The organism is Nocardioides turkmenicus (assembly GCF_011045035.1).
Taxonomy (GTDB): Bacteria; Actinomycetota; Actinomycetes; order Propionibacteriales; family Nocardioidaceae; genus Nocardioides; species Nocardioides turkmenicus.
In genome coordinates this window covers 33,226-57,582 of record NZ_JAALAA010000003.1, presented here as the reverse complement: position 1 = coordinate 57,582, position 24,357 = coordinate 33,226, and the positions used below count along the sequence as shown (strand labels likewise).

At 69.5% G+C, this 24,357-nt stretch carries 27 protein-coding genes; 14 read left to right on the top strand and 13 right to left on the bottom strand.

Going from position 1 to position 24,357, the window contains the following annotated elements:
• Positions 1-125 precede the first annotated feature (125 nt).
• Positions 126-800, top strand: a complete 675-nt coding sequence (locus G5C66_RS04180) for a hypothetical protein (protein WP_165109709.1) — start codon at positions 126-128, stop codon at positions 798-800.
• Positions 801-843: 43 nt separating this feature from the next.
• On the opposite strand, the gene pcaDC is transcribed toward G5C66_RS04180, so the two are convergent.
• Genes pcaDC through pcaH form a run of 4 tightly spaced genes read right to left on the bottom strand, consistent with a single transcriptional unit; the run spans position 844 to position 4,614 of the window.
• Positions 844-2,001, bottom strand: coding sequence for a bifunctional 3-oxoadipate enol-lactonase/4-carboxymuconolactone decarboxylase PcaDC (pcaDC, locus tag G5C66_RS04175; protein WP_165109708.1), 1,158 nt, complete (start codon positions 1,999-2,001; stop codon positions 844-846).
• A complete protein-coding gene (locus G5C66_RS04170) occupies positions 1,998-3,257 on the bottom strand; it encodes a lyase family protein (RefSeq protein WP_165109707.1) in 1,260 nt (419 codons plus the stop codon). The genes pcaDC and G5C66_RS04170 overlap by 4 nt, the downstream gene beginning before the upstream one ends.
• An 8-nt stretch (positions 3,258-3,265) precedes the next feature.
• Positions 3,266-3,841, bottom strand: a complete 576-nt coding sequence (gene pcaG / locus G5C66_RS04165) for a protocatechuate 3,4-dioxygenase subunit alpha (protein ID WP_338144061.1) — start codon at positions 3,839-3,841, stop codon at positions 3,266-3,268.
• Positions 3,838-4,614, bottom strand: a complete 777-nt coding sequence (pcaH, locus tag G5C66_RS04160; protein WP_165109706.1) for a protocatechuate 3,4-dioxygenase subunit beta — start codon at positions 4,612-4,614, stop codon at positions 3,838-3,840. The genes pcaG and pcaH overlap by 4 nt, the downstream gene beginning before the upstream one ends.
• A 69-nt stretch (positions 4,615-4,683) precedes the next feature.
• On the opposite strand from pcaH, the gene G5C66_RS04155 reads away from it, so the two are divergent.
• Genes G5C66_RS04155 through cobS form a run of 3 tightly spaced genes read left to right on the top strand, consistent with a single transcriptional unit; the run spans position 4,684 to position 7,269 of the window.
• Positions 4,684-5,427, top strand: a complete 744-nt coding sequence (locus tag G5C66_RS04155) for an IclR family transcriptional regulator (protein WP_165109705.1) — start codon at positions 4,684-4,686, stop codon at positions 5,425-5,427.
• Positions 5,428-5,446: 19 nt separating this feature from the next.
• Complete coding sequence (cobT, locus tag G5C66_RS04150; protein ID WP_338144060.1) at positions 5,447-6,496, top strand: nicotinate-nucleotide--dimethylbenzimidazole phosphoribosyltransferase; 1,050 nt, start codon at positions 5,447-5,449, stop codon at positions 6,494-6,496.
• Positions 6,496-7,269, top strand: a complete 774-nt coding sequence (gene cobS, locus G5C66_RS04145) for an adenosylcobinamide-GDP ribazoletransferase (RefSeq protein WP_165109704.1) — start codon at positions 6,496-6,498, stop codon at positions 7,267-7,269. The genes cobT and cobS overlap by 1 nt, the downstream gene beginning before the upstream one ends.
• Here the strand turns inward: cobS and cobU are convergent.
• Positions 7,266-7,805, bottom strand: coding sequence for a bifunctional adenosylcobinamide kinase/adenosylcobinamide-phosphate guanylyltransferase (gene cobU / locus G5C66_RS04140; RefSeq protein WP_165109703.1), 540 nt, complete (start codon positions 7,803-7,805; stop codon positions 7,266-7,268). The genes cobS and cobU overlap by 4 nt on opposite strands.
• A gap of 37 nt (positions 7,806-7,842) precedes the next feature.
• Between cobU and G5C66_RS04135 the strand changes: the two genes are divergently transcribed.
• Positions 7,843-8,643: a metallophosphoesterase family protein gene (locus tag G5C66_RS04135; RefSeq protein WP_165109702.1), complete on the top strand. Its 801-nt coding sequence runs from the start codon at positions 7,843-7,845 to the stop codon at positions 8,641-8,643.
• A 27-nt stretch (positions 8,644-8,670) separates the two neighbouring features.
• Here G5C66_RS04135 and G5C66_RS04130 read toward each other — a convergent pair whose 3' ends face one another.
• From G5C66_RS04130 to G5C66_RS04115, 4 genes are read right to left on the bottom strand one after another with little or no spacing between them, the layout of a single operon-like run.
• Entirely contained in the window at positions 8,671-9,432 is a 762-nt protein-coding gene (locus tag G5C66_RS04130) for an ABC transporter permease (protein WP_165109701.1), read from the bottom strand.
• Positions 9,429-10,190, bottom strand: a complete 762-nt coding sequence (locus tag G5C66_RS04125; RefSeq protein ID WP_165109700.1) for an ABC transporter ATP-binding protein — start codon at positions 10,188-10,190, stop codon at positions 9,429-9,431. Before G5C66_RS04125 ends, G5C66_RS04130 begins: the two co-directional genes overlap by 4 nt.
• Entirely contained in the window at positions 10,187-10,558 is a 372-nt protein-coding gene (locus G5C66_RS04120; protein WP_241248232.1) for a DUF1048 domain-containing protein, read from the bottom strand. The genes G5C66_RS04125 and G5C66_RS04120 overlap by 4 nt, the downstream gene beginning before the upstream one ends.
• Positions 10,559-10,561: 3 nt before the next feature.
• On the bottom strand, positions 10,562-10,891 hold the full coding sequence (locus G5C66_RS04115; protein ID WP_165109699.1) for a PadR family transcriptional regulator: 330 nt from the start codon (positions 10,889-10,891) through the stop codon (positions 10,562-10,564).
• A gap of 316 nt (positions 10,892-11,207) precedes the next feature.
• Here G5C66_RS04115 and G5C66_RS04110 point away from each other — a divergent pair, with 316 nt between their 5' ends.
• From G5C66_RS04110 to G5C66_RS04095, 4 genes are all read left to right on the top strand, one after another.
• The gene (locus tag G5C66_RS04110) at positions 11,208-11,516 is read left to right on the top strand and encodes a hypothetical protein (protein WP_165109698.1); all 309 of its coding nucleotides are present in this window, start codon (positions 11,208-11,210) and stop codon (positions 11,514-11,516) included.
• On the top strand, positions 11,513-14,140 hold the full coding sequence (locus G5C66_RS04105; RefSeq protein ID WP_165109697.1) for a hypothetical protein: 2,628 nt from the start codon (positions 11,513-11,515) through the stop codon (positions 14,138-14,140). The genes G5C66_RS04110 and G5C66_RS04105 overlap by 4 nt, the downstream gene beginning before the upstream one ends.
• Positions 14,141-14,160: 20 nt before the next feature.
• A complete protein-coding gene (locus tag G5C66_RS04100) occupies positions 14,161-14,769 on the top strand; it encodes a hypothetical protein (protein WP_165109696.1) in 609 nt (202 codons plus the stop codon).
• Positions 14,770-14,873: 104 nt separating this feature from the next.
• Positions 14,874-15,251, top strand: coding sequence for a hypothetical protein (locus G5C66_RS04095; RefSeq protein WP_165109695.1), 378 nt, complete (start codon positions 14,874-14,876; stop codon positions 15,249-15,251).
• A 16-nt stretch (positions 15,252-15,267) separates the two neighbouring features.
• Here the strand turns inward: G5C66_RS04095 and G5C66_RS04090 are convergent, their stop codons facing one another.
• Complete coding sequence (locus G5C66_RS04090) at positions 15,268-15,843, bottom strand: DUF6199 family natural product biosynthesis protein (protein ID WP_165109694.1); 576 nt, start codon at positions 15,841-15,843, stop codon at positions 15,268-15,270.
• A gap of 56 nt (positions 15,844-15,899) precedes the next feature.
• Between G5C66_RS04090 and G5C66_RS04085 the strand changes: the two genes are divergently transcribed.
• Entirely contained in the window at positions 15,900-16,376 is a 477-nt protein-coding gene (locus G5C66_RS04085) for a hypothetical protein (protein WP_165109693.1), read from the top strand.
• Positions 16,370-16,762, top strand: coding sequence for a hypothetical protein (locus G5C66_RS04080; RefSeq protein WP_165109692.1), 393 nt, complete (start codon positions 16,370-16,372; stop codon positions 16,760-16,762). The genes G5C66_RS04085 and G5C66_RS04080 overlap by 7 nt, the downstream gene beginning before the upstream one ends.
• An 18-nt stretch (positions 16,763-16,780) precedes the next feature.
• Here G5C66_RS04080 and G5C66_RS04075 read toward each other — a convergent pair whose 3' ends face one another.
• From G5C66_RS04075 to G5C66_RS04065, 3 genes are all read right to left on the bottom strand, one after another.
• Positions 16,781-17,809 (bottom strand): VanZ family protein, encoded by a 1,029-nt coding sequence (locus tag G5C66_RS04075; RefSeq protein WP_165109691.1) that lies wholly within the window; start codon positions 17,807-17,809, stop codon positions 16,781-16,783.
• Positions 17,810-17,873: 64 nt separating this feature from the next.
• Positions 17,874-19,496: an alkaline phosphatase D family protein gene (locus G5C66_RS04070; protein WP_165109690.1), complete on the bottom strand. Its 1,623-nt coding sequence runs from the start codon at positions 19,494-19,496 to the stop codon at positions 17,874-17,876.
• An 86-nt stretch (positions 19,497-19,582) separates the two neighbouring features.
• Positions 19,583-20,470, bottom strand: coding sequence for an oxygenase MpaB family protein (locus G5C66_RS04065; protein ID WP_165109689.1), 888 nt, complete (start codon positions 20,468-20,470; stop codon positions 19,583-19,585).
• A gap of 76 nt (positions 20,471-20,546) precedes the next feature.
• Here G5C66_RS04065 and G5C66_RS04060 point away from each other — a divergent pair, with 76 nt between their 5' ends.
• The 3 genes from G5C66_RS04060 to G5C66_RS04050 are packed head-to-tail and all read left to right on the top strand — an operon-like array spanning position 20,547 to position 24,342.
• Positions 20,547-21,650, top strand: coding sequence for a serpin family protein (locus G5C66_RS04060; protein WP_165109688.1), 1,104 nt, complete (start codon positions 20,547-20,549; stop codon positions 21,648-21,650).
• Positions 21,651-21,658: 8 nt separating this feature from the next.
• Positions 21,659-23,110, top strand: a complete 1,452-nt coding sequence (locus tag G5C66_RS04055; protein ID WP_165109687.1) for a protein kinase domain-containing protein — start codon at positions 21,659-21,661, stop codon at positions 23,108-23,110.
• Positions 23,111-23,160: 50 nt separating this feature from the next.
• Positions 23,161-24,342, top strand: coding sequence for an MFS transporter (locus G5C66_RS04050; RefSeq protein WP_165109686.1), 1,182 nt, complete (start codon positions 23,161-23,163; stop codon positions 24,340-24,342).
• Positions 24,343-24,357 lie beyond the last annotated feature (15 nt).

Here is a 24,357-nt window from a genome sequence, read left to right as displayed (position 1 = left end):
GGGGCAAGCGACGCGCGGACGTACGTGGAACTGCGTAGGTCGATGACGCGGCAGGCCGGACGCCGGGGCGGCGCGGCAGCGGAAGTCTCGAGTCATCCCATCCCAGCAAACGAGGAGACTCGAGAATGTCCACGTCGATCACGTCTGCACAGGCAGACAGAACCGCGTCCGGCTCCGCCTGGGCGCTCGCAGGAGCCGCCGTCTTCCTGGTCGCCTATCTGGCGGTCAGCCCGGTGGCGGGCCTGTTCGCCACCGGCGACATCCCGCTGCCGACCGATCCCGGCGAGGAGGTCAAGGCGTTCCTGGTCGCCAGCCCGCTCGCCGCGGTCTCCGGGGCGGTCCTGCAGGCCGTCTCCGTCCTCGGATTCGCGGCCTTCGCCCGCGTGGTGGTGCCGATGACCGGCAACCGGACCCTGGGCGTCGTCGCCGGTGTCTCGGTGGCCGCGATGCTGATCTCCTCGGCGATCACCCTGGTGTCGGCGCTGTTCGCCGCCGACCTCTCCGCCGACAACCTGTCGATGCTGCGCATGGCGAGCTTCTACGCAGGCGGCGTGCTCAACGTCGCCACGCTCGGCTTCGTCGCCTTCGTGGCCTCGCGCCGGCTCCTCCGCATCGGTGCGGTGGGGAAGGGCACCGCGATCCTCGGGTACGTCGTCGGCACCCTGTCGATGCTCTCGGTGATCTCGCTCGCCGTCTACTACGCCAACCTGTTCCTGCCGCTCGGCCGGGTCGGGTCGATGGTGTGGACGGTCCTGGCGGCGGTCGTGCTGGCGCGGCGAACGGGGCGGTCGGATCGGTGAAGGATGTGGCCCGACCGGGATCGGCCGGTCGGGCTCACTCGTTTCAGGCGCCCTCGTTCAGGACCCGGTTGGCGACGGCGAACGCGGTGTTGGCGGCGGGTACGCCGACGTAGATCGAGGTCTGCAGGAGCACCTCGATGATCTCCTCGCGGGTCAGCCCGTTGGTGAGCGCAGCGCGCAGATGGAACTCGAGCTCCTCGAAGTGGCGCCCCGCGACCAGGGCGGTGAGCACGCCGATCGAACGGTCCCGGCGGGCCAGACCGGGGCGGGTCCAGATGGTGCCCCAGGCGTAGCGGGTGATCAGGTCCTGGTAGTCGCGGTTGATGTCGGTGATCGCGGCCGTGGCCCGGTCGACGTGGGCGTCGCCGAGCACCTGGCGGCGTACGTTCATCCCCGCCGCGTACGCCGGGTCCGACGCCGTCACGTGCGAGGTGATCAGGCTCGAGACGGCGTGCGGCGCCTCGGCGGGGGCGAGGTGGCCGACGGCGTCGAGCGTGACGAGCTGCCCGTTGCGCACCCCGACGGCGATCTCCTCGAGCGAGGCCGGTGGGGTCGGGGCGTCGTCGACGCCGGCGATGGCCAGCACCGGCGCGGTGATCTCGGCGAGCCGCCCGCGGACGTCGTACGCCGCCAGCGCATCGCACACCAGCGCGTAGCTCTCCGCGTCGGCGTCGCGCAGCGAGTGGAGCAGCGCGCCGCCCCGCTCGGGCTGGCGCTCGAGGAAGCCGGGGGAGAACCAGCGCTGGGTGGAGCCGGCGATCTGGGAGGCGGTGCCGGCGGCGCGTACGGTCGTGGCGCGGTCGTTCCAGCCGGCGGGCTCTCCGATCTTGGCGCCGGTGTTGGTGAGCACGGCAGCGCTCACCCTGGTGGGCGCGTCGAGCAGGAGCTGGAGGCCGACGGCGCCGCCGACCGAGTCGCCGGCGTAGGCGAAGGTGCCCTGGCGCTCACCGCGGTCGTTGAGGACCCGGTCGGCGCAGGCGAGCACGCCGGCGGCGAGGTCGGCCATCGAGAACGCGTCGGTGGTGGGAGTGCCGTGGCCGTGGCCCGGGAGCTCCCAGCCGATGACGTGGAACCTGTCCGCGAGCAGCTCGGCGGTGGCGGTCCACAGCGCGGTGACCGAGGTGCCCAGGGAGGGGCCGACGACCAGGATCGGCTTGCTCGGGTCTCCGGCCAGCTCGACAGCGGTGATCCTCGGCGTCATGAGAGGTCCTTCCAGGTTTCGTGGGCGCGGGCGACGGCGGAGTCGATGAGGGCGTCGGTGGCGCCGAGATAGTCGTCGAGACCGCTCGCGGCATCGGTCCCGGTGAGTACGTCGCCCCCCACGAAACCGGTCAGCGACCGCTGCTCGGCCAGCAGGTCCGCACCCGCAGCCTCGGCGGTGGCGCGCATCCGGGCCGCGTCGACGCGGAGCCCGGCGAGCAGCTCGGTGGTCTGCGAGGCGGCCACGACGCTGCGCCGGGCCAGCGTGGCGAGGGTCTCCCACTCGGCGTGCCAGGCGCCGTCGGGCCGCTCGTCGACGTAGCTCGCCGCGGCGGTGTGGAGCGTCGCGGCCAGCGGGGGAGCGGCGAGCGCGTGGCGGCGGACGAGCACCGACAGCACCGGGTTGGACTTGTGCGGCATCGTCGAGGAGCCGCCGCGCCCCTCGCCGGCGGGCTCGACCAGCTCGCCGATCTCGGGACGGGTGAGGAGGGTGATGTCGGTGGCGATCCGGCCCCAGACATCGGCCGCGGCGACCAGCGCGTCCCCGGCCGTGGTCAGCGGGCCGCGGGAGGTGTGCCACGGGGCCCGCGGGGCCAGTCCGAGGGTGGTCGCGGTGGTCTCTGCCGCGGTCCGCGCGGCGCCGACCGGGTCGGCGACACCACGGAGCCGGGCCAGCCCGACGACGGCCGCCAGGGTGCCGGCCGCGCCGCCGATCTGGGCGGGCAGCGACGTCCGCGCCCGACGCAGCGGCTCGGTGGCATCGGTCAGGCCGCCGAGCCAGGTCGCGGCCTTGAGGCCGAACGTGATCGGCACCGCGTGCTGGGTCAGGGTGCGGCCGGACATCACCGTGGCACGGTGGTCGCGGGCGAGGCCGACCAGCGAGACAGCCTGGGAAGCGAGCTCCTCCTCGACCCGTTCGAGCACATCGCGCAGGCAGAGCACGAGCGCGGTGTCGACCACGTCTTGGCTGGTCAGGCCCTTGTGGAGCCACCGCGCGGGCTCGCCGTCCAGCCGGCCGCGCAGGACCTTGACGAGGCCGATGACCGGGTTGCCCCCGCCCTCCGCGCCCTCGGCAAGCCCCGGGACATCATCCTCGGAGACCAGGCCGGCCAGCGGCGTACGCGCTTCCTCGGGGGCGATCCCCGAGGACACGATCGCGGCCAGCCAGGCCTCCTCGACCCGCACCATCGCAGCGAGAAAGGCCGCCTCGGAGAAGAGGTCCCCGGCGCGCTCCTCGCCTGGCCACAGCAGCGACATTCGACTCCTCAGCCGTAGTTGAGAAAGGTGGTCTCGCGGTCGCCCTGGAGGTGGATGTCGAACCGCAACCCGGTTGCGTCCGCAGTCGCCACCAGCGTCGCACGCTCGTCCTCGGAGAGCGATACCAGCAGGGGGTCACCGGCGTTCGCGGGGTGTTCGGGCAGGTAGATCCGGGTCTGCAGTTTGTCGAGCAGACCGCGGGCGAAGACGGTCAGGGCGAAGAACGGCACCCGGCCCTCGCCGGCGGCGCCCGGGAGCACCGTCGAGAAGCTGTAGTGACCGTGCAGGTCGGTGCCGGCACGGCCCCAGCCGGTGAAGGTCCAGCCGTCGCGGTGCAGCGAGCCCTCGGCCTGCGGGACGTTGCCGTCGGCGTCGGTCTGCCAGATCTCGAGCAGCGCGTCGGGGATCGGGTTTCCGGCGCCGTCGTAGACCCAGCCGTGCAGCCGGATCGAGCCGGGGCTGCCCGGCGGGACCAGGTCGGCGTCGCCCTCGTAGGGGAGCGCGTAGCCGAAGAACGGGCCGATCGTCTGGCCGGGAGTGGCCGAAGCGGAGCCCGAGGCAATCTGGGTGGGGATGGTGCTCACAGGTCCCCCTCCTCGGGCTCGGTCCAGGTGCGGCTCGGGCCGGTCACGACGATGTCCCAGCTGTAGCCCATCGAGTACTCGGGGACGGAGAGGTCGTGGTCGTACCTCGCCACCAACGCGTCCCGGTCCTTCTGCGACGTGATCGACTGGTAGATCGGGTCGAGCGCGAAGAGCGGGTCGCTGGGGAAGTACATCTGCGTGATCAGCCGCTGCGTGAACGCGCGCCCGAAGAGCGAGAAGTGGATGTGCGCGGGACGCCAGGCGTTGATGTGGTTGCCCCACGGGTAGGGGCCGGGCTTGATCGTCTGGAACCGGTAGCGCCCCTCCGCGTCGGTGATGCAGCGGCCGACGCCGGTGAAGTTGGGGTCGAGCGGCGCCGGGTGCTGCTCGCGCTTGTGGACGTAGCGGCCGGCCGAGTTGGCCTGCCAGATCTCGACCAGCTGGTTGCGCACCGGGCGACCCTCGCCGTCGAGGACCCGGCCGCTGACCGTGATCCGCTCGCCGATCGGCTCGTTGCTGCCGGCGATGGTCAGGTCGGCCTCGAGCGGGTCGACGTCGGAGTGGCCGAAGCAGGGGGCCCAGAGCTCGATCGTCTCGGGGTCGGCGTGGCGCGGGTCCTTGGTGGGGTGGCGCAGGATGCTGGACCGGTAGGGCGGGTAGTCCAGCAGCGGCTGACGGCTGGGCTTACCTTCTTGGGTCTGGCCCTCGGCGTCGGCCTCGATCTTCGCGATCTCGGCCGAGAGGTCGGCTTGGGTCTCGGTGGTCGCTGTCACGTTCCGAACGCTAGGAGAGCGAGGCGTACGATGAAAGCGTTGACTTCCGCTGAGCGAAAGGTGCGGAGCATGGCAGGTGGCAGCGGTGGCCGCACGGTCGCCTCGCGCGTCCTCGGCCTCATCGGCGCCTTCGACGCGACCCACCGCCGGCTCACGCTCAGCGAGCTGGCCGCCCGTGCCGACGTCTCGCTCCCGACCGCCCATCGTCTGGTCGCCGAGCTGGTCGAGTGGGGAGCCTTGGTGCGGGAAGAGGACGGGACGTACGCCGTCGGCCGCCGGCTCTGGGACGCCGGCCTGCTCGCCCCGGTCGCCACCGACCTGCGCTCGGTCGCGGCGCCGTTCCTCCACGACCTCTACGGCGCGACGCTGGAGACGGTCCACCTCGCGGTCCGCGAGGACGACCACGTGCTCTACCTGGACACCCTCCGCGGCACCCGCAACGTCCCCATCGTCTCCTCGGTCGGCTCCCGCCTGCCGATGTACTCCACCGGCGTCGGCAAGGTGCTCCTGGCCCATGCGCCCGAGGACGTACGCACCCAGGTGCTGTCCGGCCCGCTCCGCCCCTTCACCCGCCACACCATCACGACCCCCGGCCTGCTGCGCCGCCAGCTCGACCGGGTGATCACCGAGGGCTACGCGACCACCGCCGAGGAGATGACCCTGGGCGCCTGCTCGGTCGCGGTCCCGATCACCACCTCGGCCGGTGTCGTCGGCTCCCTGGGCATCGTCGTCTCCGACCTGCGCCGCAACCGCCTCCGCCTCGTCTCCGCCCTGAAGGTCGCCGCCCAGGGCGTCTCCCGCGGCCTCGGATGACGTGGGGTACCTTGCGCTGGTGACGATCCAGACCCCGAACGACGACGTACGCCGCGCTGCCGCCGAGCGCCTCGGAGCCCTGGCGACCCCGCCGGGTGCCCTGGGCCGGCTGGGAGAGCTGGCGGTCTGGGTGGCGGCGTGCCAGGGCGAGGTGCCGCCGCGACCGGTCGACGACGTACGTCTGGTGATCTTCGCCGGCGACCACGGCGTCGCGCAGCACGGGGTCTCGGCGTTCCCGCCGGCGATCACGGGCGCGATGGTGCGTACGTTCCTGGGCGGCCGTGCCGGGGTCAGCGCGCTCGCCAAGGCCCACGGCGTCCAGGTCCGGGTGCTCGACCTCGGTGTCGACGAGGAGTTCGGGGACCTCGACGCGGCGACCCGCGAGGTGCTGACCGCGCACAAGATCCGGCGGGGGAGCGGCGCGATCCACCTCGAGGACGCGCTGACCGCTGAGGAGACCCGTGCCGCGCTGGAGGCCGGCGCCGCGGTGGCCCGTGAGGAGATCGCGGCCGGTGCGCAGCTGCTGATCAGCGGTGACATGGGCATCGGCAACACCACGCCCGCGGCGGCGATGGTGGCCGCCGGGCTCGGGCTGCCGGCGAGTGAGGTCACCGGCCGCGGCACCGGCATCGGCGACGACGCGCTGCGCACCAAGACCGACGTCATCGATGCGGCCCTCGCGCGTGCCGGCGTACGCGCCGCCGACCCGGTCGAGACCCTGGCCGCGCTCGGCAGCGCCGACCTCGCCGCCACCACGGGCTACCTCCTCGAGGCCGCCCGTCAGGGCGTCCCGGTCCTGCTCGACGGTCTGATGAGCGTCGCCTGTGCGCTGACCGCCGACCGGATCGAGCCGGGTGCGGCCGCGTGGTTCGCCGCCGGCCACCGCTCCACCGAGCCCGCCCAGTCGATGGCGCTGGAGAAGCTCGGCCTGGTGCCGCTGCTCGACCTCGACCTGCGTCTCGGCGAGGGTTCCGGTGCGGTCGCCGCGGTCCCGGTCGTACGCAGCGCTGTCGCCCTCCTGCGTGACGTCGCCCTGCTCTCCGAGCTCGCCCCGGGAGACCCTGCCTGATGCTCGTGCGGGACGCCTGGCGTCTCGCGGTCGGCACCCTGACCGCGCTGCCCGTGCCGCCGCCCGAGCGCGTCGACCGCCGCCGCGCCGCGGTGGCGATGACGGTCGCGCCGCTGGCTGCGCTCCCGCTCGCGCTGGGTGCCGGCGCTATCGCACTCCTGGGACAGCTCGCCGGGCTACCGCACCTGGTCACCGCCCTGCTCGCGATCGGCGCCGTGGTCGCCGGCAACCGAGCGTTCCACCTCGACGGTCTCGCCGACACGGTCGACGGGATGGCCGCCTCCTACGACCGCGAGCGCTCGCTGGCGGTCATGAAGACGGGCACCTCCGGCCCTGCCGGTGTCACCGCGATCGTCCTCGTCCTCGGCCTCCAGGTGGCGGCGCTCGCCTCGCTGCTGGACGGCGCGGCCATCTCCTCGGCGGTGCTCGCCACGGTCGCCGTCTGCGCGTCGCGCGCGGCCCTGGCGCTGTGCTGCACCCGCGGCATCAGGCCGGCCCGCGAGGACGGACTGGGGCGTACGTTCACCCAGACCCTGCCGCCCGCTGTCACCGTCCTCGTCTGGACCGTCGGTGCGGCCGCGCTCGCGGCCGCCGGCGCCTGGGCCGGCCTGCCATGGTGGCGCGGAGCCCTCGCGGTCGCCCTCGCCGGGGCGGTCGTGGGTGCCATCGTCCTCCGCGCGGTCAAGCGGTTCGGGGGTGTGACCGGCGACGTCTTCGGCGCCGCTGTCGAGGCCGCGCTGGCGACGATCCTGGTCACGCTGAGCGCCGGCTAGAGCTTCAGCACCCGTCCCGCGATGACGAGGTGCACCTCGTCGCAGGCCTCGGCCAGCCGCTGGTTGACCAGCCCGAGGAGGTCGCGGAAGAGCCGTCCCGAGCGATGGGCGGGCACGACCCCGAGACCGACCTCGTTGGTCACCAGCACCACGTCGCCGCTCTGCCGGCCGAGCACCTCGACGGCATCGTCGACCAGTGCCGAGACCGCCGCGGTCGCCTCCTCCGAGGTGGCCTCCCACAGCCCGCGTGAGTCCATGACCCCGGTGAGCCACGTGCCCAGGCAGTCGACCATCACCGCGTCACCGGCCGCCAGCCCCTCGACCAGCGCCCCGGCGAGGTCCCGCGACTCGACCGTACGCCACCGCTGCGGCCTCCGGGCCTGATGCGAGGCCAGCCGCGCGGCCCAGTCCGGATCCGGCTCCTCCTCGAGCGTCGGCCCCGGCGCGACGTACGCGACCGACGGCGCGGCAGCGAGCAGCGACTCGGCGTGCCGGGATTTCCCCGACCGCACTCCACCCGTCACCAGAATCCTCACGCAGCCAGTCTCCCAGCCATCGCATAGCCTGCGGCCCATGACCCCTGAGCGGATCGCGCTGATCTCGGACGTACACGGCAACCTCACCGCCCTCGAGGCCGTCCTCGCAGACATCGACGCGCGGGGGATCACGCGGATCTTCAACCTCGGCGACTACGTCGGCAAGGGCCCGCGGGGACGCGAGGTCGCCGAGCTCTGCCGGGAGCGGTGCGAGGTCAACATCCTCGGCAACTGGGAGGACTTCCTGCTCGCCCCCGAGCCCGACTTCGGCCGCGAGTCGGTCGGGCTGATGTGGTGGCGCCTGCAGGCGTGGGAGCAGGCAGAGTGGCTGCGTACGCTCCCGTTCAGCCACGACTTCTGGATCAGCGGCCGGCGGGTCAGGCTCTTCCACGCCTCCGAGGAGACCGTCCACCGCCGGGTCAGGTTCGACCACGACGAACAGGAGTTCCTGGGCTTGTTCCGCAACACCGAGGCGACCGGCTTCGACCTGCCGGAGCCCGACATCGTCGGCTACGCAGACACCCACGACCCCTACTACGAGACCGACCGCAACCGGCGCACCGTCTTCAACACCGGCAGCGTCGGCAACTGCATGAGCGACCCGACCCCGGTCTACGTCATCCTCGAGGGCGTCATGGACAGCGAGCAGGAGGCGCCGTTCGGCATCCAGTGGGTGCGGGTGCCCTACGACGCGGAGGCTGAGATCGCGTACGCCGCCGAGGTCGGGATGCCCGAGCTGGAGGAGTACACCTACGAGCTGCGCACGGGCTTCTACCGGGGCAACCTCAGGGAGGGCCTCAGGAACGACGAGCAGCCGACCTACCACCGAAGGAGGTAGATCGGCTCTTCGCCGCTCGTGAAGCACTCAACTGATCTTGCGCCGGTAGGCAGCCATGGCGAAGGCGTACGAGACGACCAGGATGCCCACACACCAGGCCAGCGCCACCCAGATGTCGTCCCCGACCGGCCGCTCGGCGAAGAGCGCCTGGATGGTGTTGACGATCGAGGTCACCGGCTGGTTCTCGGCGAAGGCGCGCACCGGACCCGGCATCGTCTCCGTCGGCGCGAACGCCGAGCTGATGAACGGCAGGAAGATCAGCGGGTAGGAGAACCCGGTGGCTCCCTCCATGGTCTGCGCCGCCAGCCCGGGGATGACCGCGAGCCAGGTCAGTGCCAGGGTGAGCAGCGCCAGGATCCCGGCGACCGCGAGCCAGGCACCCAGCCCCGCCGAGGTGCGGAAGCCCATCAGGAACGCGACGCCCAGGATGATCGCCAAGGTGAGCATGTTGGCCACCATCGAGGTGCCGACGTGGGCCCAGAGCACCGCCGACCGGGCGATCGGCATCGACTGGAACCGCTCGAAGATCCCGCCCTTCATGTCGGTGAAGAGCCGAAGCGCGGTGTACGCGATGCCCGAGGCGATCGCCATGATCATGATCCCGGGGAGGACGTAGTTGACGTAGTTGTCGGTGCCGGTCCGGATCGCGCCGCCCAGGACGTAGACGAAGAGCAGCATCATTGCGATCGGGGTGAGCGCGGTGGTGATGATCGTGTCCGGGCTGCGGGTGATGTGCCGCAGCGAGCGCCCCAGCAGGGTGCCGGCGTCGGCGAATGCGTGCTTGTTCATGACTGACTCTTTCCTGTGAGTGAAAGGAAGATCTCCTCCAGCGACGGCTGCTTCTCGACGTACTCGACCTTCGCCGGCGGCAGCATCGCCTTGAGCTCGGCGAGGGTCCCGTTGGCGATGATCGTCCCGCCGTGGAGGATCGCGATCCGGTCGGCGAGCTGCTCGGCCTCCTCGAGGTACTGCGTGGTGAGCAGCACGGTCGTGCCCTGCTCGGTCAGCTCCTTGACGACCTTCCACACCTCCAGCCGCGCCTCCGGGTCCAGCCCCGTCGTCGGCTCGTCGAGGAAGATCACCGACGGCGAGCCGATGAGGCTCATCGCGATGTCCAGTCGCCGCCGCATCCCCCCGGAGTACGTCCCGACCTTCCGGGCGCCCGCCTCGACCAGGTCGAAGCGCTCGAGCAGCCCGTCGGCCACGTCGCCGGGGGAGGGGAGGTGGCGGAGCTTCGCGACCAGGACCAGGTTCTCCCGGCCGGTCAGGATCTCGTCGACCGCCGCGAACTGGCCGGTCAACGAGATCACCTCCCGCACCTGCTGCGCCTCCTCCACAACCGAGGCACCCTCGACCAGCGCCGCGCCGGCATCAGGTTTCAGGAGCGTCGAGAGGATGCGTACGGCCGTGGTCTTGCCGGCTCCGTTCGACCCGAGCAGCGCGAAGATCGATCCCCGCGCCACCTCGAAGTCCACACCCCGCAGCACTTGGTTGTCCTTGTAGGACTTCTCCAGACCGCGTACGGAGATCGCGGCTGTCGCGCTCATGACTCCTCCTCCTTGTTGATGGCTTCGATCGCCTCGTTGAGCCGGGCGCGCTCCTTCTTGATCCAGGCGCCCTCTGCGTAGTTCCTGCCGAACTCCTCGGCGAACTCGACGGGGTTGTCGCCGACGATCGCGCTCACCGGCGTGCCGTCGGCGGCGCTCTGCTCGAAGAGCTCGAGGAGGTCCTCGGCCATCGCTGTCACGATCGCGCCGTCGGCGATGCCGGCGGAGTACATCAGGTAGCGCTCGACCGCATCGTGCGCCTTGCGGTGGTTGTCGGGGAGCTGCTGCTTGCGGGCCTTGAGCTGCCGCCAGCGCTTCTTGAGCTCGAGCTCGCCGACGACCGTCTCGAACATCGATCGGATAGACATGTCTTACTTCCCTTCCGTACGCAGGCTCTCCAGCCGTTCGGCCAGGAACCCCCAGGTGGTCCAGAACTCTTCGAGGTACTTCTCGCCGTCTGCGTTGAGCGAGTAGACCTTCCGCGGCGGCCCCTTCTCCGACGGCCGCTTCTCCACGTCCACCAGCCCGTTCTTCTCGATCCGGACCAGCAGCGCGTAGACCGTGCCCTCGGCGATATCGGTGAACCCCTGGCTCCGCAGCCAGGTCGTGATCTCGTATCCGTACGCCGGGTTGCCGGTCAGGAACGCCAGCACGATCCCCTCCAGCGTCCCCTTGAGCATCTCGGTCATCTGCTTGCCCATCGGGCACCTCCTTCCACTACTCAGTGTTGCTGACTACTGGTACATAGTAGCGCTGAGTAGTGACGGAAGGTCAAGTCCGATTGCGATGGAGATCGATGCGACGGGCGCATACCGAGGCGTGCTGGCAGGTGCGCGATGTTGTGGTGACTGCCCGTGTCGGGTGGTTACGATGCCGACCAACGACATTCGACCTCGATTTTCGCTGCGGCGTGGTGGGCGTTGACTGCCGCGAACGGTCTGAAACTTTTATGTTTAGAACTCCGGTATCGGGGTATGAGGTGGTTGTAACCACCGCCGAAGGTCTTGGGGGCCGCGCATGAATGTGCAGATGATCGAAGCAGACGTCAGGAAGTCTGCGCAGAAGATCCAAGCCGCAGCGAACAACGTCAAAGGTATCGACTTCTCTGACTCGATCAGTGCGATCACCTCCGCTCTCCCCGGCAGCACCTGCGTTGGTGCGGCGAACAAGCTCAAGACCGAGCTGAAGACCAACCTCGACGCGTGGGTGAAGTCGGCGAACAGCCACCACGAGCTCACGAACAACGCGGCCGACCACATCGTCGCCGCCGACGAGACCAGTCAGCGGACCGGTAACAAGATCAATCAGCAGGTGGGTCAGCGATGACGGTCACGTACGAGAAGCTGCAGAGCTGGAAGCCTGACGGTCTGAGCGATGCCGCCGACAAGTTCAACAGTCTGCGCAAGAAGCTCATCGACCAGCAGGACGAGATGGATGCCGGCAAGCCGCCGGAGACCTGGCAGACGCCTAACAGCTCCGAAGCCGCGCGCAGCCGCCACAAGCGTCTGGTTGAGGACCTGAACGACATCGCCGCTCCGTTGTCGGCAGTCGTCGCCGGACTCGACAGCGCGGCCTCGTCACTCCGGAGCGCGAAGGAGTCCGCCAAGACCGCCTACGATGCCGCAGTCGGCAAGGGGTGGACCGTGAAGTTCCCGGGCGGCACGCAGGTGGAGATCGAAGATCCCACCCCGCCGGAGTCGACGGCTCCCGGTGGCCGCCGCGGTGTGCCGACGGGACACCCGGATCAGAGCACGATGGACTCCTACGCTCAGACCATCTCGAAGGCACTGGCTGACGCAACCGAGGCCGAGTCCGAGCTGGAGGGCGTCCTCAACACCGCGACGAGCGGCGGGTACGACGGCGGCGATGGTGAGATCGCCGACGCCATCCCGCCCGAGATCGGCAAGATCCTCGCCTCCGGCCAGGAAGACGGCGACAAGCCTGACAAGGCGGCGATGCAGCGCTACGCGGCCTACATGGACGAGCTCGAGGACGAGCCCGAGCTCAAGCGCGAGATCATGAGCCAGATGGGTCGCGAGGGCATCGCCAACGCCTTCAAGAATGCCGAGGGCACCGGTGTCGACCTGCATGCTGCGATGGGTGCGACCGGCCGCGGGGTGATCGAGGACTGGGTCGAGTACGACGTCAAGAACAAGGGCGTCAGCGGAGATACGGCGACCCTCCTCGGGGCGTACAAGAAGGACGCCGAGTTCACCAAGGAACTCTTCACCAACGTCTCGCCCGACCAGTGGGCTGACGCGATCAAGCACGAGAACGGCGAAGCGTTCAGCGGGGGCAAGATCGACGAGGCTGATCGAAAGGTCTACTCCGAGTTCCTACGTGCAGGTGGTTCCGCCCTTGCGACTTATACCCAGGGTCACCCCGACCCGAAGGGCCTCGCAGATGAGTGGTTCAAGTCGATCACTGAAGGTGATGACGAGAACGCGTCGGCTCTGACACTCATGATCAAGAAGGGCGGTGAGGACGGCTCGACGTTCCAGACTGACTTCATGTACAACCTCACCGATGACGTCTACAACTGGGAGCGCGGTCACGACGGCGATCCAGTGTGGAAGCCGAAGGACGTCGGCTTGGTGGACCCCGATGCTGATGTCGACTACGCGGCGCGTGGACGCGGGGCCTACGAGTTGCAGTCCGGGTCTGCCAACGATGGCATGGCGAACCTGCTCGGCGGGATGGCTCACTCGCCTGAAGCGGCGCAGCAATTCTTCAAGGACGGCACTCTCGACAACGGCGACAAGGACGACCGGTTCGACTACTTCATTCGGGAGCGCACCTTCGCGGGCAACAAGGGCAGTGACGAGGGTGACGGACTCGGTCTGGCGCTCGAAGCCGCCACCGTGGGGGCGAGAGAGTCCGGCGACGCAGAGTTCAGCAACCACTTGACGGACCGGCTGTTCAAGACCATCGCCGAGCACAGCAACAGCGGCGCTGAAGGATGGTTGATCGACGGAAACAAGGCCTGGCACACCTGGCCTGAGTTCAACGACAGCCTGGGCGCCATTGCTGCTGGCTACTCAGACGATGTGTACAACACTCTCCTGCCGGACGGCGGCGGTGAAGGTGGACCACTCTCCGTGTCTCCGAACGAGATGAAGATCGTCCTTGGCGAGATGGGTCGAGGGGACGACACTGGGGTGCAAGTTCTCAACGCTGCACTAGCTCACGAAGGCAACGAGCGTGTTGATGCGATTATTGCCGATAACAAGGGCGAAGTGTCCGATGACAAGTTGCGTGCCCTGATCTCAAAACAGACCAGTGACACAGGAGCGGTGCTGGGGAACTCCATCGGATTCTCTGTCCTAGTCAATGTCGAGGACGACATGCGTGAGGCGGCGAACGCTGCGTACATGCAGAAGGCTTTCGATGTAGCGGCCGGTTTCGTGCCGGGCGCCGGCGACGTCGTCGGTGACGTCCTCAAGGAATCGGTGGGCAAGGCGGGAACTCATCTGATCACCACCGGCGTGGACACCGCGACATCTAGTGGTCTTGACGCGTTGAAGGGAACGATCGGCGCATCGGGTGAGGTCGACTACCACGACCCGAAGACAGTTCGAACGCAAGATGCACTCATCGAGCGTAACTTGATGAATAGTTACCTTCGCGCCGGGATGATCGATGATGTTCCGAAGGAGTTCATCGTTCAAGGGCCCGATGGCCCCTCTTTCCACCCCGACATCTTCAACTCCGACGATATCAAGGACGTGCCCGAATTGGCGGGGCAGCGTGAGCGCCTCGAAACGCTCTGGCAGGATCTTAAGGATCCAACATCCGACTCGTACAGTTTGGATCTTGCGGCAGCAGAGGAATCGGCGACGGATGGGCGACAAGAGTTCAAGCACTACTACGCTGAAGCCGTCGCCGAGGCGCAAGAAGTAGCTGGGATGGACTACGAAGACCAGCAGAAGTGGAAGAGGGGCGAGAAGTGATTCGGTGGGCACTCCAAGCGGTGTCTCTTGCGTTCATTCTCGTTGCCGTTGCGTGCGGCCAGGAGTCCGCGCAGACAGAAGGTGATTCGATGTGCGGAATATTCAGTGACGGCGTCCTCGAGGGCATTTTCGGCGAGGACGTACTGCGCGTAGAGAAAAGCGACTCGTCGTCGAACAGTGCCTCGTGTGTTATCTATGACGACACTCTTGGTCATTCGGTTGTGACGGTGAATGCCGGGGCTCGATCCGACGGTGACGACGCCAAGATGGCGCAACGCGTAGCGGACCTCACCAAGGCCGGATCCGAAGTTGAAGTGGCCGGCCTGGAGGAGCTCGATGCTGCCCGCGTCACGCGCGACGACAGCGGGGTGAGGGAGAAGTACTACGTCGGTGCTGCTACCGACGACTACCTCATCCACCTCATCTACACCCCTGGCCATACAGATCCAACTAAAGACGCGAAGGCCATCGTTGCCCTCATCGAGGACGCAGACTCGAATTTGGGAGACGTGATCGAGGGAGCAGACACATCGACCACCAGCACTGAAGCGCTGTCGGAACGCGCCGAGGGCGCACCCCGCCCGGATCGTGGCGACGCGCCCAGTTGGTTGTCGACCAGGTTGGGGTGAGCCCGATGTCGCAGGCACACGAGGCGGCAGGAGCAGGGCCGGCATGGACGGCGACAACCACGCCGTCGTCTCAAGGCAATCCACGAAGTGGCGGCTGGCTCGGGATGACGGCCCTGGGGCTCGCGGCCGGGATGCTGGGGATCGTCGCGCTGGTGCGGGTGATCGTCGGTATCCCGAAGGTCAGCCAGGGCTACTACAACGCCCTCTACAACATGGAGGATCGCCAGGTCGTCTGGCTGATTCTCGGGCTGCTGATGATCGCCTCGATCGTCCCGATCGCCGTGGCGGTCGTCCTCGGCCACCTCGGCGTCAGCCGGGCGAAGGCGACCGGCACGGGCGCTGCGGTCTCCGGGATCGCGCTCGGGGTCGGCTACACGTTGGTCGTCTTCTGGGTCGTACGCCTCATCAACGCGATCACCAACGCTGCCGAGTTCAACGGCGGGTTCCGGATGTTCATCGAGTACGTCGGGCTCTGGGCGTAGCGTGACGCCGACGCCTCTAGTCACCTTTGTTAGCGACACACGTGGCGCTGGACGATGTCATCGTGACGAGGGGCCGCACGAACTTGTCGACCGTGGGTAGATCGCTTCGGATCGTGACGAGGTCGCCGTCAGGCCGCGACTCGAGCGTCATCGTGGCTTGCTGGTAGGCGACGATGGAGGAAACGTGGTCGCGGTTGGCAAGTTTCCCTTGGGGGTTCCACTCCGCCTCATCCTCGATGAGAGGCAGGAGATCTTGGCACTGCTCCTTGGCCTTCTTCTTGGCCGCCTGCTCGGGACTGGGCGGCCGTGCTGTGACTGTGACGGCCGGACCAGATCGGGTTGGCGAGGGATCGGCACGTTCCGTTGGAGGAGACACGGTGTCGCTGGGCCCGCTGAAAGCGAAGATCGCGGCGAACACGAGGCAGGCGATGCCGGTGACGGCCGCGCCGAAGCGGGTCACGCCGAGGTAGAGGTCGGAGGGCTCGGCGTCGCGGAACTTCCAGCCCTCCTCGAGGAAGAAGCCGACGTCCGGCCGTGCGGCGACGAAGAAGGACCACGCGGCCCCGAGAACGCAGATGATCGCGAGCAGCATCACGAGATACGTATACCCCGGGGCGGCGGTGACGTACGCCGTCTAGGGTCTACGGCGTGGTCAGGGACGAGGATCTCGGGTCGCCGTGGAAGCCGGCGGCGCGCCGGGTGGGATGGACGCTGCTCGGGCTGGTCAACCTGCTGTTCGGTCTCGCGCTGTGCGTCGGCTCCTTGGCGGCGGACGCCGGGGAGGTCGGGCCGTACCTGATCGGATTCACCTGCGGGGTGATGTTCGTCCTGCTGTCGATCTGCGTGCAGCTGATGAAAGGCGTACGCATCGGCAACCGCAGCGCCCACCGCAGGATCCGGCGGCTGGACGGCGGCGGGATCGAGATCAGGCTGCGGCGGGGACCGGGGATCTGTGGCGAGCTGATGCTCGTGTGCTTCGTGGGGATGCTGTGCCAGTTCGCGGGGCTCTCGTTCCGGAGCGGCATGGTGGTGATCGGGGTGTTGTGCACGGCAGCGGCGGCGTTCTTCGCGGTGGTCGTGGTCGACCACGCGTTGACGATGACGATCGCCGGGCGTTGGTGCTGACCCCCGAGAGCCTCGTCGTGGAGCTCAGCGGCGAAGCCGTCAGCGTCGCCTGGAAGGAGATCCACGTCGACGTGTTCGAGCAGGTCTCGACCCACGAGGGGATCACGGTGACCAACCGGTTCCTCGAGGTCACGCCGAGGCGGGATGCGCCGTCGTGGTCGTCGACACGGCGCCACCAGATCCGGCTGCTGCCGCGGCGGTGGCGACGCAGGGTGGTCCGGGTCGGGTTCTGGCTCCTCGACCACCCGGAGCGGGTGCTCACGACCCTGACGTCGCTGCGCCGACGCCGGGACGACGACGCCCGGCGGATCGCGCTCTCGAACGGTGTCACGCTGGCCTACCTCACCGGCGACCTCGAGGAGTCGCCGCTGCCCAGCGGACGCTGAGGACGCCGAGGACGGGAGTCAGTCCGGCCGGACCCGCATCCCCGCGAGCATGTTGCTCAGCCCCCGGTGACCGTCGGTGCGGGGGAGGACCACGAGGGTCGCGGCGACGAAGGCGAGCAGGAGGAGACCCGAGCCGGGGAAGTCGGCCATGAGCAGCAGGGTGAGGCCGCCGGCACCGGTCAGCAGCTTGACGACCCGGCGCCACCACATCCCGGACGGAGCGATCGTGCGGAGGCCGACGACCCACTCGCCGACGGTCCGCCCGAAGCCGAGGACGGCGACCGTCTCCAGCACGATCGGCGGACCCCAGAGCAGCCAGTACTGAGGGGTCGCCGGGATCGCCGAGAAGGGCACGTCCAGCCCGTAGAGCTGCCACGCGCGCCAGGCCAGCGCGAGCGGGGTGCCGCTGCCGAGGATGACCAGCAGGTCGGCGGTCATCCCGACCAGCCGTCGACCCACGGTGACCGTCGTGGGTGCCTTCCGTGCGCGCGGGCGGACGAGGCGCATGGAGATCACGGAGCCGATCACCGCGCCGAGGGTGTTGATCATCAGGTCGTCGACGTCGAAGACACGGTAGGCGCAGGGGTAGAGGCCCCAGATCCCGGTGAGCTGGGTGAGCTCGATGAGGAGCGAGGTCGCCAGCCCGAGAAGGCCGGCGACGAGCACGCCCCGACCGGCGATCGCCCGGACGAAGAAGCCGAGGGGCACGAACAGGACGACGTTGAGCGCCACCTGGAGGAACGCGGCGCTGGTGAGGAGCCCTCGGAGACCGACCTCCTCCCGCGCCCGCAGGATGTCGGCGACGAACCCGAACGGGTGGAACTGGGTCCCCGCGCAGGCGTAGCTGCCCACGTCGGGCACCGGAAGCAGGGTGTAGGCCCACAGTGCCACGGCATAGATCGTGGCGGCCAACAGCAGGAGGATGCGTACGAGCGGGAACGTGCCCCTGCGGCGGTAGGCGACCGCCGCTGCCGGGACGAAGCCGGCGACGGCCAGCAGCACCCCGAGGAAGATCGCCACCGCGGCGTTGCCGACGACGTTGCTCACATCGGTACGTTAAGCCGCCCGACCCGGGACGGGCGTGGTTCGACACCCGTCCCGGATCGACTCGCTACGCCGGGACGAGCCCGGGCTTGCCGGACTCGGTGAAGAATCGGCCACCGATGGTCAGCGGCGCGCCGGGCGTGCTGACGTACGGCACGTTCTTGTAGGTGATCTCCGCACCGGTCGCGTCGAGCGAGACGGTCGTGTAGCCGCGGAGGCCGTTGTAGAACTTCATGTGCGGGTTGCGCTCCAGATAGGCGGCCCAGTTGGCCGGGCGCTCGGCGCCGTTGCCGCCGGAGGTGATGGAGCTGGTGACGATCTCGGTCCCCATGATCCGCGAGGACGGGTCGTCGAAGTCGTCGTGGATGTTCAGCCCGTAGTGGACGTGTACGTCGCCGGTCAGCACCATCAGGTTCGACTGCTCGGACGCCTTCCAGCCCTCGAGGATCCGGCGCCGCGACGCGGGGTAGCCGTCCCACGAGTCCATCGACCGGGTGCCGTCGCCGGACGGGTTGTCGCGACGCGAGAAGGTGACCTGCTGCGGGACCACGTTCCACAGCGCGGAGGATCGGCGCCAGCCGTCGATCAGCCACTGCTCCTGCTCGTTCCCCGGCAGGGTCATCAACTCCGCCTCCGACTCGGCCGAGGGCACCTTCCAGCCGTCGCCGTTGGCCTGGTTGGTGCGGTACTGGCGGGTGTCGAGGATGTCGAACTGCGCCAGCCGGCCCCACTGCAGCCGCCGGTAGAGCCTCAGGTCCGGCCCCGACGGCTGCTGCGGCATCCTCAGCGGCTGGTTCTCCCAGTAGGCGCGGTAGGCGGCGGCGCGACGCACCAGGAACTCCTCCGGCGGCACCGAGTTCTCCGGGGTGTCTGCGGCGTAGTTGTTCTCGGTCTCGTGGTCGTCCCAGGTCACGATGAACGGGTGCGCCAGGTGGGCGGCGATCTGGTCCGGGTCGGACTTGTAGAGCCCGTAGCGCGCCCGGTAGTCGTCCAGCGTGACGGTCTCGTGGTTGAGGTGCGCCGGCAGCGGCTGGGTGTACGCGCGCGCCCCGGCCGAGGCGTTCACGGCGTACTCGTAGAGGTAGTCGCCCAGGTGGAAGACCGCGTCCACGTCCTCACCGGCAAGATGCTTGTACGCGGTGTAGTAGCCCTGGTCGTAGCGCTGGCACGAGGCGAGGGCGAAGGTCAGCGACGACACCGCGGCACCGACGGCGGGGGCGGTCCGGGTCCGACCGACCGGGCTGATCCACTGGCCGACCCGGAAGCGGTAGAAGTACTCGGTCGCGGCGTCGAGGCCGCGGACCTCGGCGTGCACGGAGTGGTTGAACTCGGTGTGCGCAGACGCGGTGCCGCGGCGTACGACCCGGGTGAAGGTGGCGTCGCGGGACACCTCCCAGTCGACGTCGAAGCGCGAGGGCGGCATCCCGCCCGTGGGCTCGAGCGGGAGCGGTGCGAGCCGGGTCCACAGCAGCACCGAGTCGGGAAGCGGGTCGCCGGAGGCGACGGCGAGGGTGAACGGGTCCGAGGTGATGGCGGAGGGAGAGCCGGCCGGAGCGGCGAAGGCGCCGGTACGCGGCAGGCCGGTGGTGAAGGCCAGCGCGGTCGCAGCGGCCGAGACGGTCAGGAAGCGGCGGCGGTCGAGGCCTCGAACGGCACCGCGGAGATCAGGAGTGTTGCTGGGGCCGGGCATGGACGTGCTCCTGTCGACATGGGGGTTATCGACATCAGCGAAGCGGTGCCCGGTGAAGGCCTCGTGAAGTGTGGGGGAGGGGTGGGCTACGCCTTGGTGCCCTCGACGGACTCAGCCGCCCCGTGGTGCACCGGACACCCCGGCGCGAAGGTCCCGAGGGTCGCGGCGTCGAACCCGTGGGGGTAGCTCTTGATGCGCGGCATGTCCCGGACGTACGCCGGCTTGCGCCGCGGCGGCAGCAGCGCGACGAAGCGCGCCCGGGCCTTCAGCGCCCCGCGAGAGAGCGCCCGCGGGAGCCGCCCGGGCTCGGGGTAGCCGAACGCCTCGAGCAGGTGCGGCTCCATCAGCGAGAGCGAGAAGACCCGGATGAGCGGTGCCAGCGGGCGCGGGTAGAAGGTGGTGAGCAGGTCGAGGGTCGAGTCGGCGACGGCACGGCCGCCCTCGTCGTACCCGAAGTGCTCGGCCTCGTAGGTGTCGAGCAGCTCCTCGAACTCCTCGTAGGTCGCCGGGATGTCCTTGATCCCCATCCGCTTCCCGAGCGCCTGGTAGTAGCGCAGCGCGGCGAGCTGCTCGTCGGGGGTCGACTGCCGCCAGCCGAACTCCTGGTTCCAGCGGCGCGGGATCACCACGAAGGTGGAGAGGACGTAGCGCATGTCGTCGTTGGAGATGTCGTACATCCGGTGCATCTGGTTGATCCGCCGCACCGCCGTCCGACCCCGGGGACTGTCCAGGTCCTCGATCGCCGCGTCCTCCAGCAGCAGCGCGGTGTCGTCGTAGCGCTTCTGGGTGTTCTCGGTGAACTGGTGGGTGTCGGCCAGCAGCCGCCCGATCGAGGGCACCGCATAGGTGCGGAACAACGCGAAGCTGAGCGCCTGGGTCGTGTCCCACGGGAACTCGTAGAGCCCCAGAAGCCTCGAGATCTCCTGAAAATCGGTCTCCGGGTCCAACCCGGCCGTGCGCGACTTCTTGGCCATCGTGCCTCCTCGCTCGATACATAACCGTATCGTGATTTGGGTCACCTGTCGTGGCCCTCGCCGTAATGTCTTCAGCATGGAGAAGTCGGGAACCCAGACGCCGCTGTCCCTCGCTGCCGCCCAGGCGGTCCGCACGTACGCCGCCACCACCCGCTCCGCGCTCGGCTCGGCCGAGTCGCCCGTGATCTCGTACGCCGGTCTGTGGCTGCTGCTCGCCTCGCTGGCGCCCGCCTCGGAGACCGAGACCGACGAGATCCTGGGGCTGAACCGCGCCGACGCCCGGGGCGCCGCGCTGACCCTGCTGGCGGCGCCGCACCCCACGATCGGCGCCGCGGTCGCGGGCTGGCTGCGCCCGGGGGTCGAGCTCACGAAGGGACTGCCGGTCATGCTCGACCCGCTCCCGGAGCAGGCCGGGCTCGACGCGTGGGCCGAGGAGCACACCCGTGGCCTGATCACGGAGTTCCCGCTCGAGATCGACGCCCGGACGCTGCTGGTGCTCGCCTCGGCGCTCGTGGTGACGCCACGCTGGAGCGAGCCGCTCGACGACGACGGCGACGGGTTGCTGCTGCTCGAGGGCGGGTTCCAGGCGGTGGTCGAGACCGAGGCTGCCGGACCGGTCGCGGTCGCCTGCCCGGCGAGCGAGGACGGCATCTCGGTCTACTCGGTGATCGCCGCGGACGGCGTCGCCGCCGACGACGTGTGGCGAGCCGCCGACGAGGTCGTCCGGAGGATCGACGCGGGCGAGATCCACGACCGCACGTTCGACCCGGATGACATCGACGGCGCCGGTCATGCCTGGACGGTCGAGGAGGTCACCGTGTTCGGCGGCGGTTCGCCGTCCGAACGCTGGCGCAGCCATCTCCCGGAGTGGCGCGCGGAGGACCGGCATGATCTCTCGGCCGCGCCGGGGGTCGGCGAGATCGCCCGCGGGGTGATGGCGGCGATCGAGGAGGAGACCGAGGCCGCCTGCGTACAGAAGGCCGTCGCGTCCTACGACCGGGAGGGGTTCGAGGCCGCCGCGGTGACCGGGATGATGGTCCGGGCGGCCGCCGCGCCGCGGGAGACGAAGGTGCGGCAGATCGACCTGAGGTTCGACCGGCCGCACGCGGTGGTCGCGGTCGCGCGCGGGGGAGCCTGGGAGGGCATCCCGCTCTTCAGCTCGTGGGTGACCCCGGCATAATTTCCGTCATGGACGAGCTTCCCCCGATCGCCGGCCGATATCAGCTCCTCGCTCTGCTCGGAGCCGGCGGTATGGGGGAGGTCTGGCGGGCGCGTGACACCGTCCTCGACCGCGATGTCGCGGTGAAGCTGCTGCGTGACGTCGACGACCCGACGATGGCCGAGCGGTTCCGCCGGGAGTCCCTTTCCACGGCCCGGGTCGTCCACGACGACGTGGTCAAGATCTTCGACGCGGGCAGCGACGACAACGACGTCTTCCTGGTGATGGAGCTGCTGCCCGGCCCGACCCTGGCCGAGCCGCTGCAGGAGCGCGGCCCGATGCCGGTCGAGGTGGCGGTCGAGTACGCCCGCCAGGTCGCCGGCGCCCTCGGAGCCGCTCACCGGGCCGGTGTGGTGCACCGAGACATCAAGCCGGCGAACCTGATGTTCGACGGCGACGGCCGGCTGACCGTGCTCGACTTCGGCATCGCGTACGCCATGACGGGGGTGGACGCCGGGCTGACCCAGACGGGCCACGTGATCGGGAGCCCGTCCTACCTCTCGCCCGAGCAGGCCGCGGGCGACCCGGTCGGCCCACCCGCCGACGTCTACTCGCTGGGCTGCGTGCTCTTCGAGATGCTCACCGGCAAGGTGCCCTACTCCGCGCCCCACCCGGTCAAGATCCTGCACATGCACCTGAGCGAGCCGGTGCCGCGGATCACCGACTTCCGCTCGGTTCCCGCGCCGCTGGCGCGCCTCGTCACCCGGATGCTCGACAAGAACCCAGCTGCCCGGCCCTCGATGGACCAGGTCGTCCACGAGCTCGGCTACGTGCTCAACGGGGCCGACCCCGATGCCACCGACCTGCTGGCGTCCGGGCAGGCGCCGCGGCCGACGCAGGCGATGCCGCAGCGGCCGCTCGACGAGCCGATGGCGCTGCCCAACTCACGCACCGGCGTCCTGCCGCGCCCGGACACCGCGCCGCCCGTCCGCGGCCCGCGGCCGAGGTCCCTGCGGAAGTTCCCGACCGGCCGGCTTCTCGGCGCGGCGGCGATCGTGATCGCCTGCCTCTTCGCGGCGTCCTGGCTGGCGGCGTACGAGCCCGCGCCGGCCGAGGCCGACCAGCCCTCGCAGAGCTCCGACAACTCGGACAACTCGGACAACTCCGGCAGCTCCGACGACAACACCGACACCGGCTCTGACAACGGCACCGACCAGAACACCGACGCGTCGGACAACAAGACTCTCAACCGTCTCGACAAGCTCGACCGCTGGCGCGAGAACCTGGAGAGCTGGAACGTCATCGACGAAGGTCAGTCCCAGGAGTGGGAGGACCAGATCCAGGACATCCGCGACCTCGTGGAGAGGGGCGAGAGCGCCAAGCGCGAGATGGAGCAGCTCCGCGACGAGTTCGACAGCCTGGGCAAGCGCGACGGCAAGGACGGCGAGAAGATCCTCGACGGGCTGCTCAAGGGCAGCTGACCCCAGGAACCGGTGCGCGACCCGGGTGCGAGGGTGCAGACTTCGCGTCCATGACCCGACTCCAGCTGGCCCGGACGGCGGTCTTCGTCGCGTTCGCGATCCAGGGACTGACCTTCGCCTCGCTGATCACCCGGCTCGAGTCGATCGCGACCAAGCTCGACCTCGGCGCCGGTGACGTCTTCGTCGTGCTCGGCGTCACCACCGCGATCGGGGCGGTCGGCAGCGTCGTCGCGGGTCGCCTCGCGTCGAGGATCGGCAGCGCAGGGACCCTGTCGCTGATGCTCGCCGGCGCGTCCTTGGCCGCCGTCGCTCCCGCCTTCGCCCCGACGATGGCGACCCTGCTGGTCCTCAACGGCGTCTACGGCTTCTTCCTCGGCGGCGTCGACGCCTCGATGAACATGCAGGGCACGGCCACCCAGGACGCGTACGCCCGGCCGCTGATGAACGGTTTCCACGCGATGTGGAGCGCGGCGGCCGTCCTCGGCGCCGTCTACGCGACCGTGACGATCGCCCTCGGCGTACCTCTGGGTTTGGACATGATCCCCATCGCGCTCCTCGGCCTGGCCGCCAACGCCGCCACGTTCAAGCTGCTGCTGCCGCCGGAGGCGGTCGACGCCGAGGAGCACCGAACCAGCGGTACGCTGCGCGCGAAGCCCCGGCTCCCGTGGCTGCCCCTGCTCCTGGTCGCCGTGCCGACGTTCGCGATGTGGTTCATCGACTCCGCGGCCTCGGCCTGGGGCGGGATCTACGTGGTCGACGGCCTGGGCGCCGCCGCCGCGGTCGGCCCCGCGATCTACGCCGCCTACCAGCTGGTCCTCCTGGCCGTACGTCTCCCCGGCGACCGTCTCGTCGCCCGCTTCGGACCCGAGCGGGTGATCCGGACCGGCGGGATCGTCGGGGTCGGCGCTCTGGTGCTGATCGTCGTCGCGCCGCACTGGAGCGTGGCCGCCGTCGGGTTCGCCGTCCTCGGCGGCAGCCTGGCCATGGTCCCGCCGCAGTCCTTCGTCGCCGCTGCCCACATCTCCCCGGAGGACGCCGAGGAGGCGATCGCCCGGGTCAACCTGGCCAACTACGCCGGCTATCTCGCCGCCGCCTCCCTGATCGCCGGGGTCGCCGAGCTGTTCGGCGAGCGCTCGATGTTCGTCATCCCGCTTGCCCTCTCCGTGCTGATCCCGATGATGGCCCGCCGCTACGCCACCCGCCCCGCACCGGACGCGGTGGAGATCCGCTGATCCGGGCCGAAAATT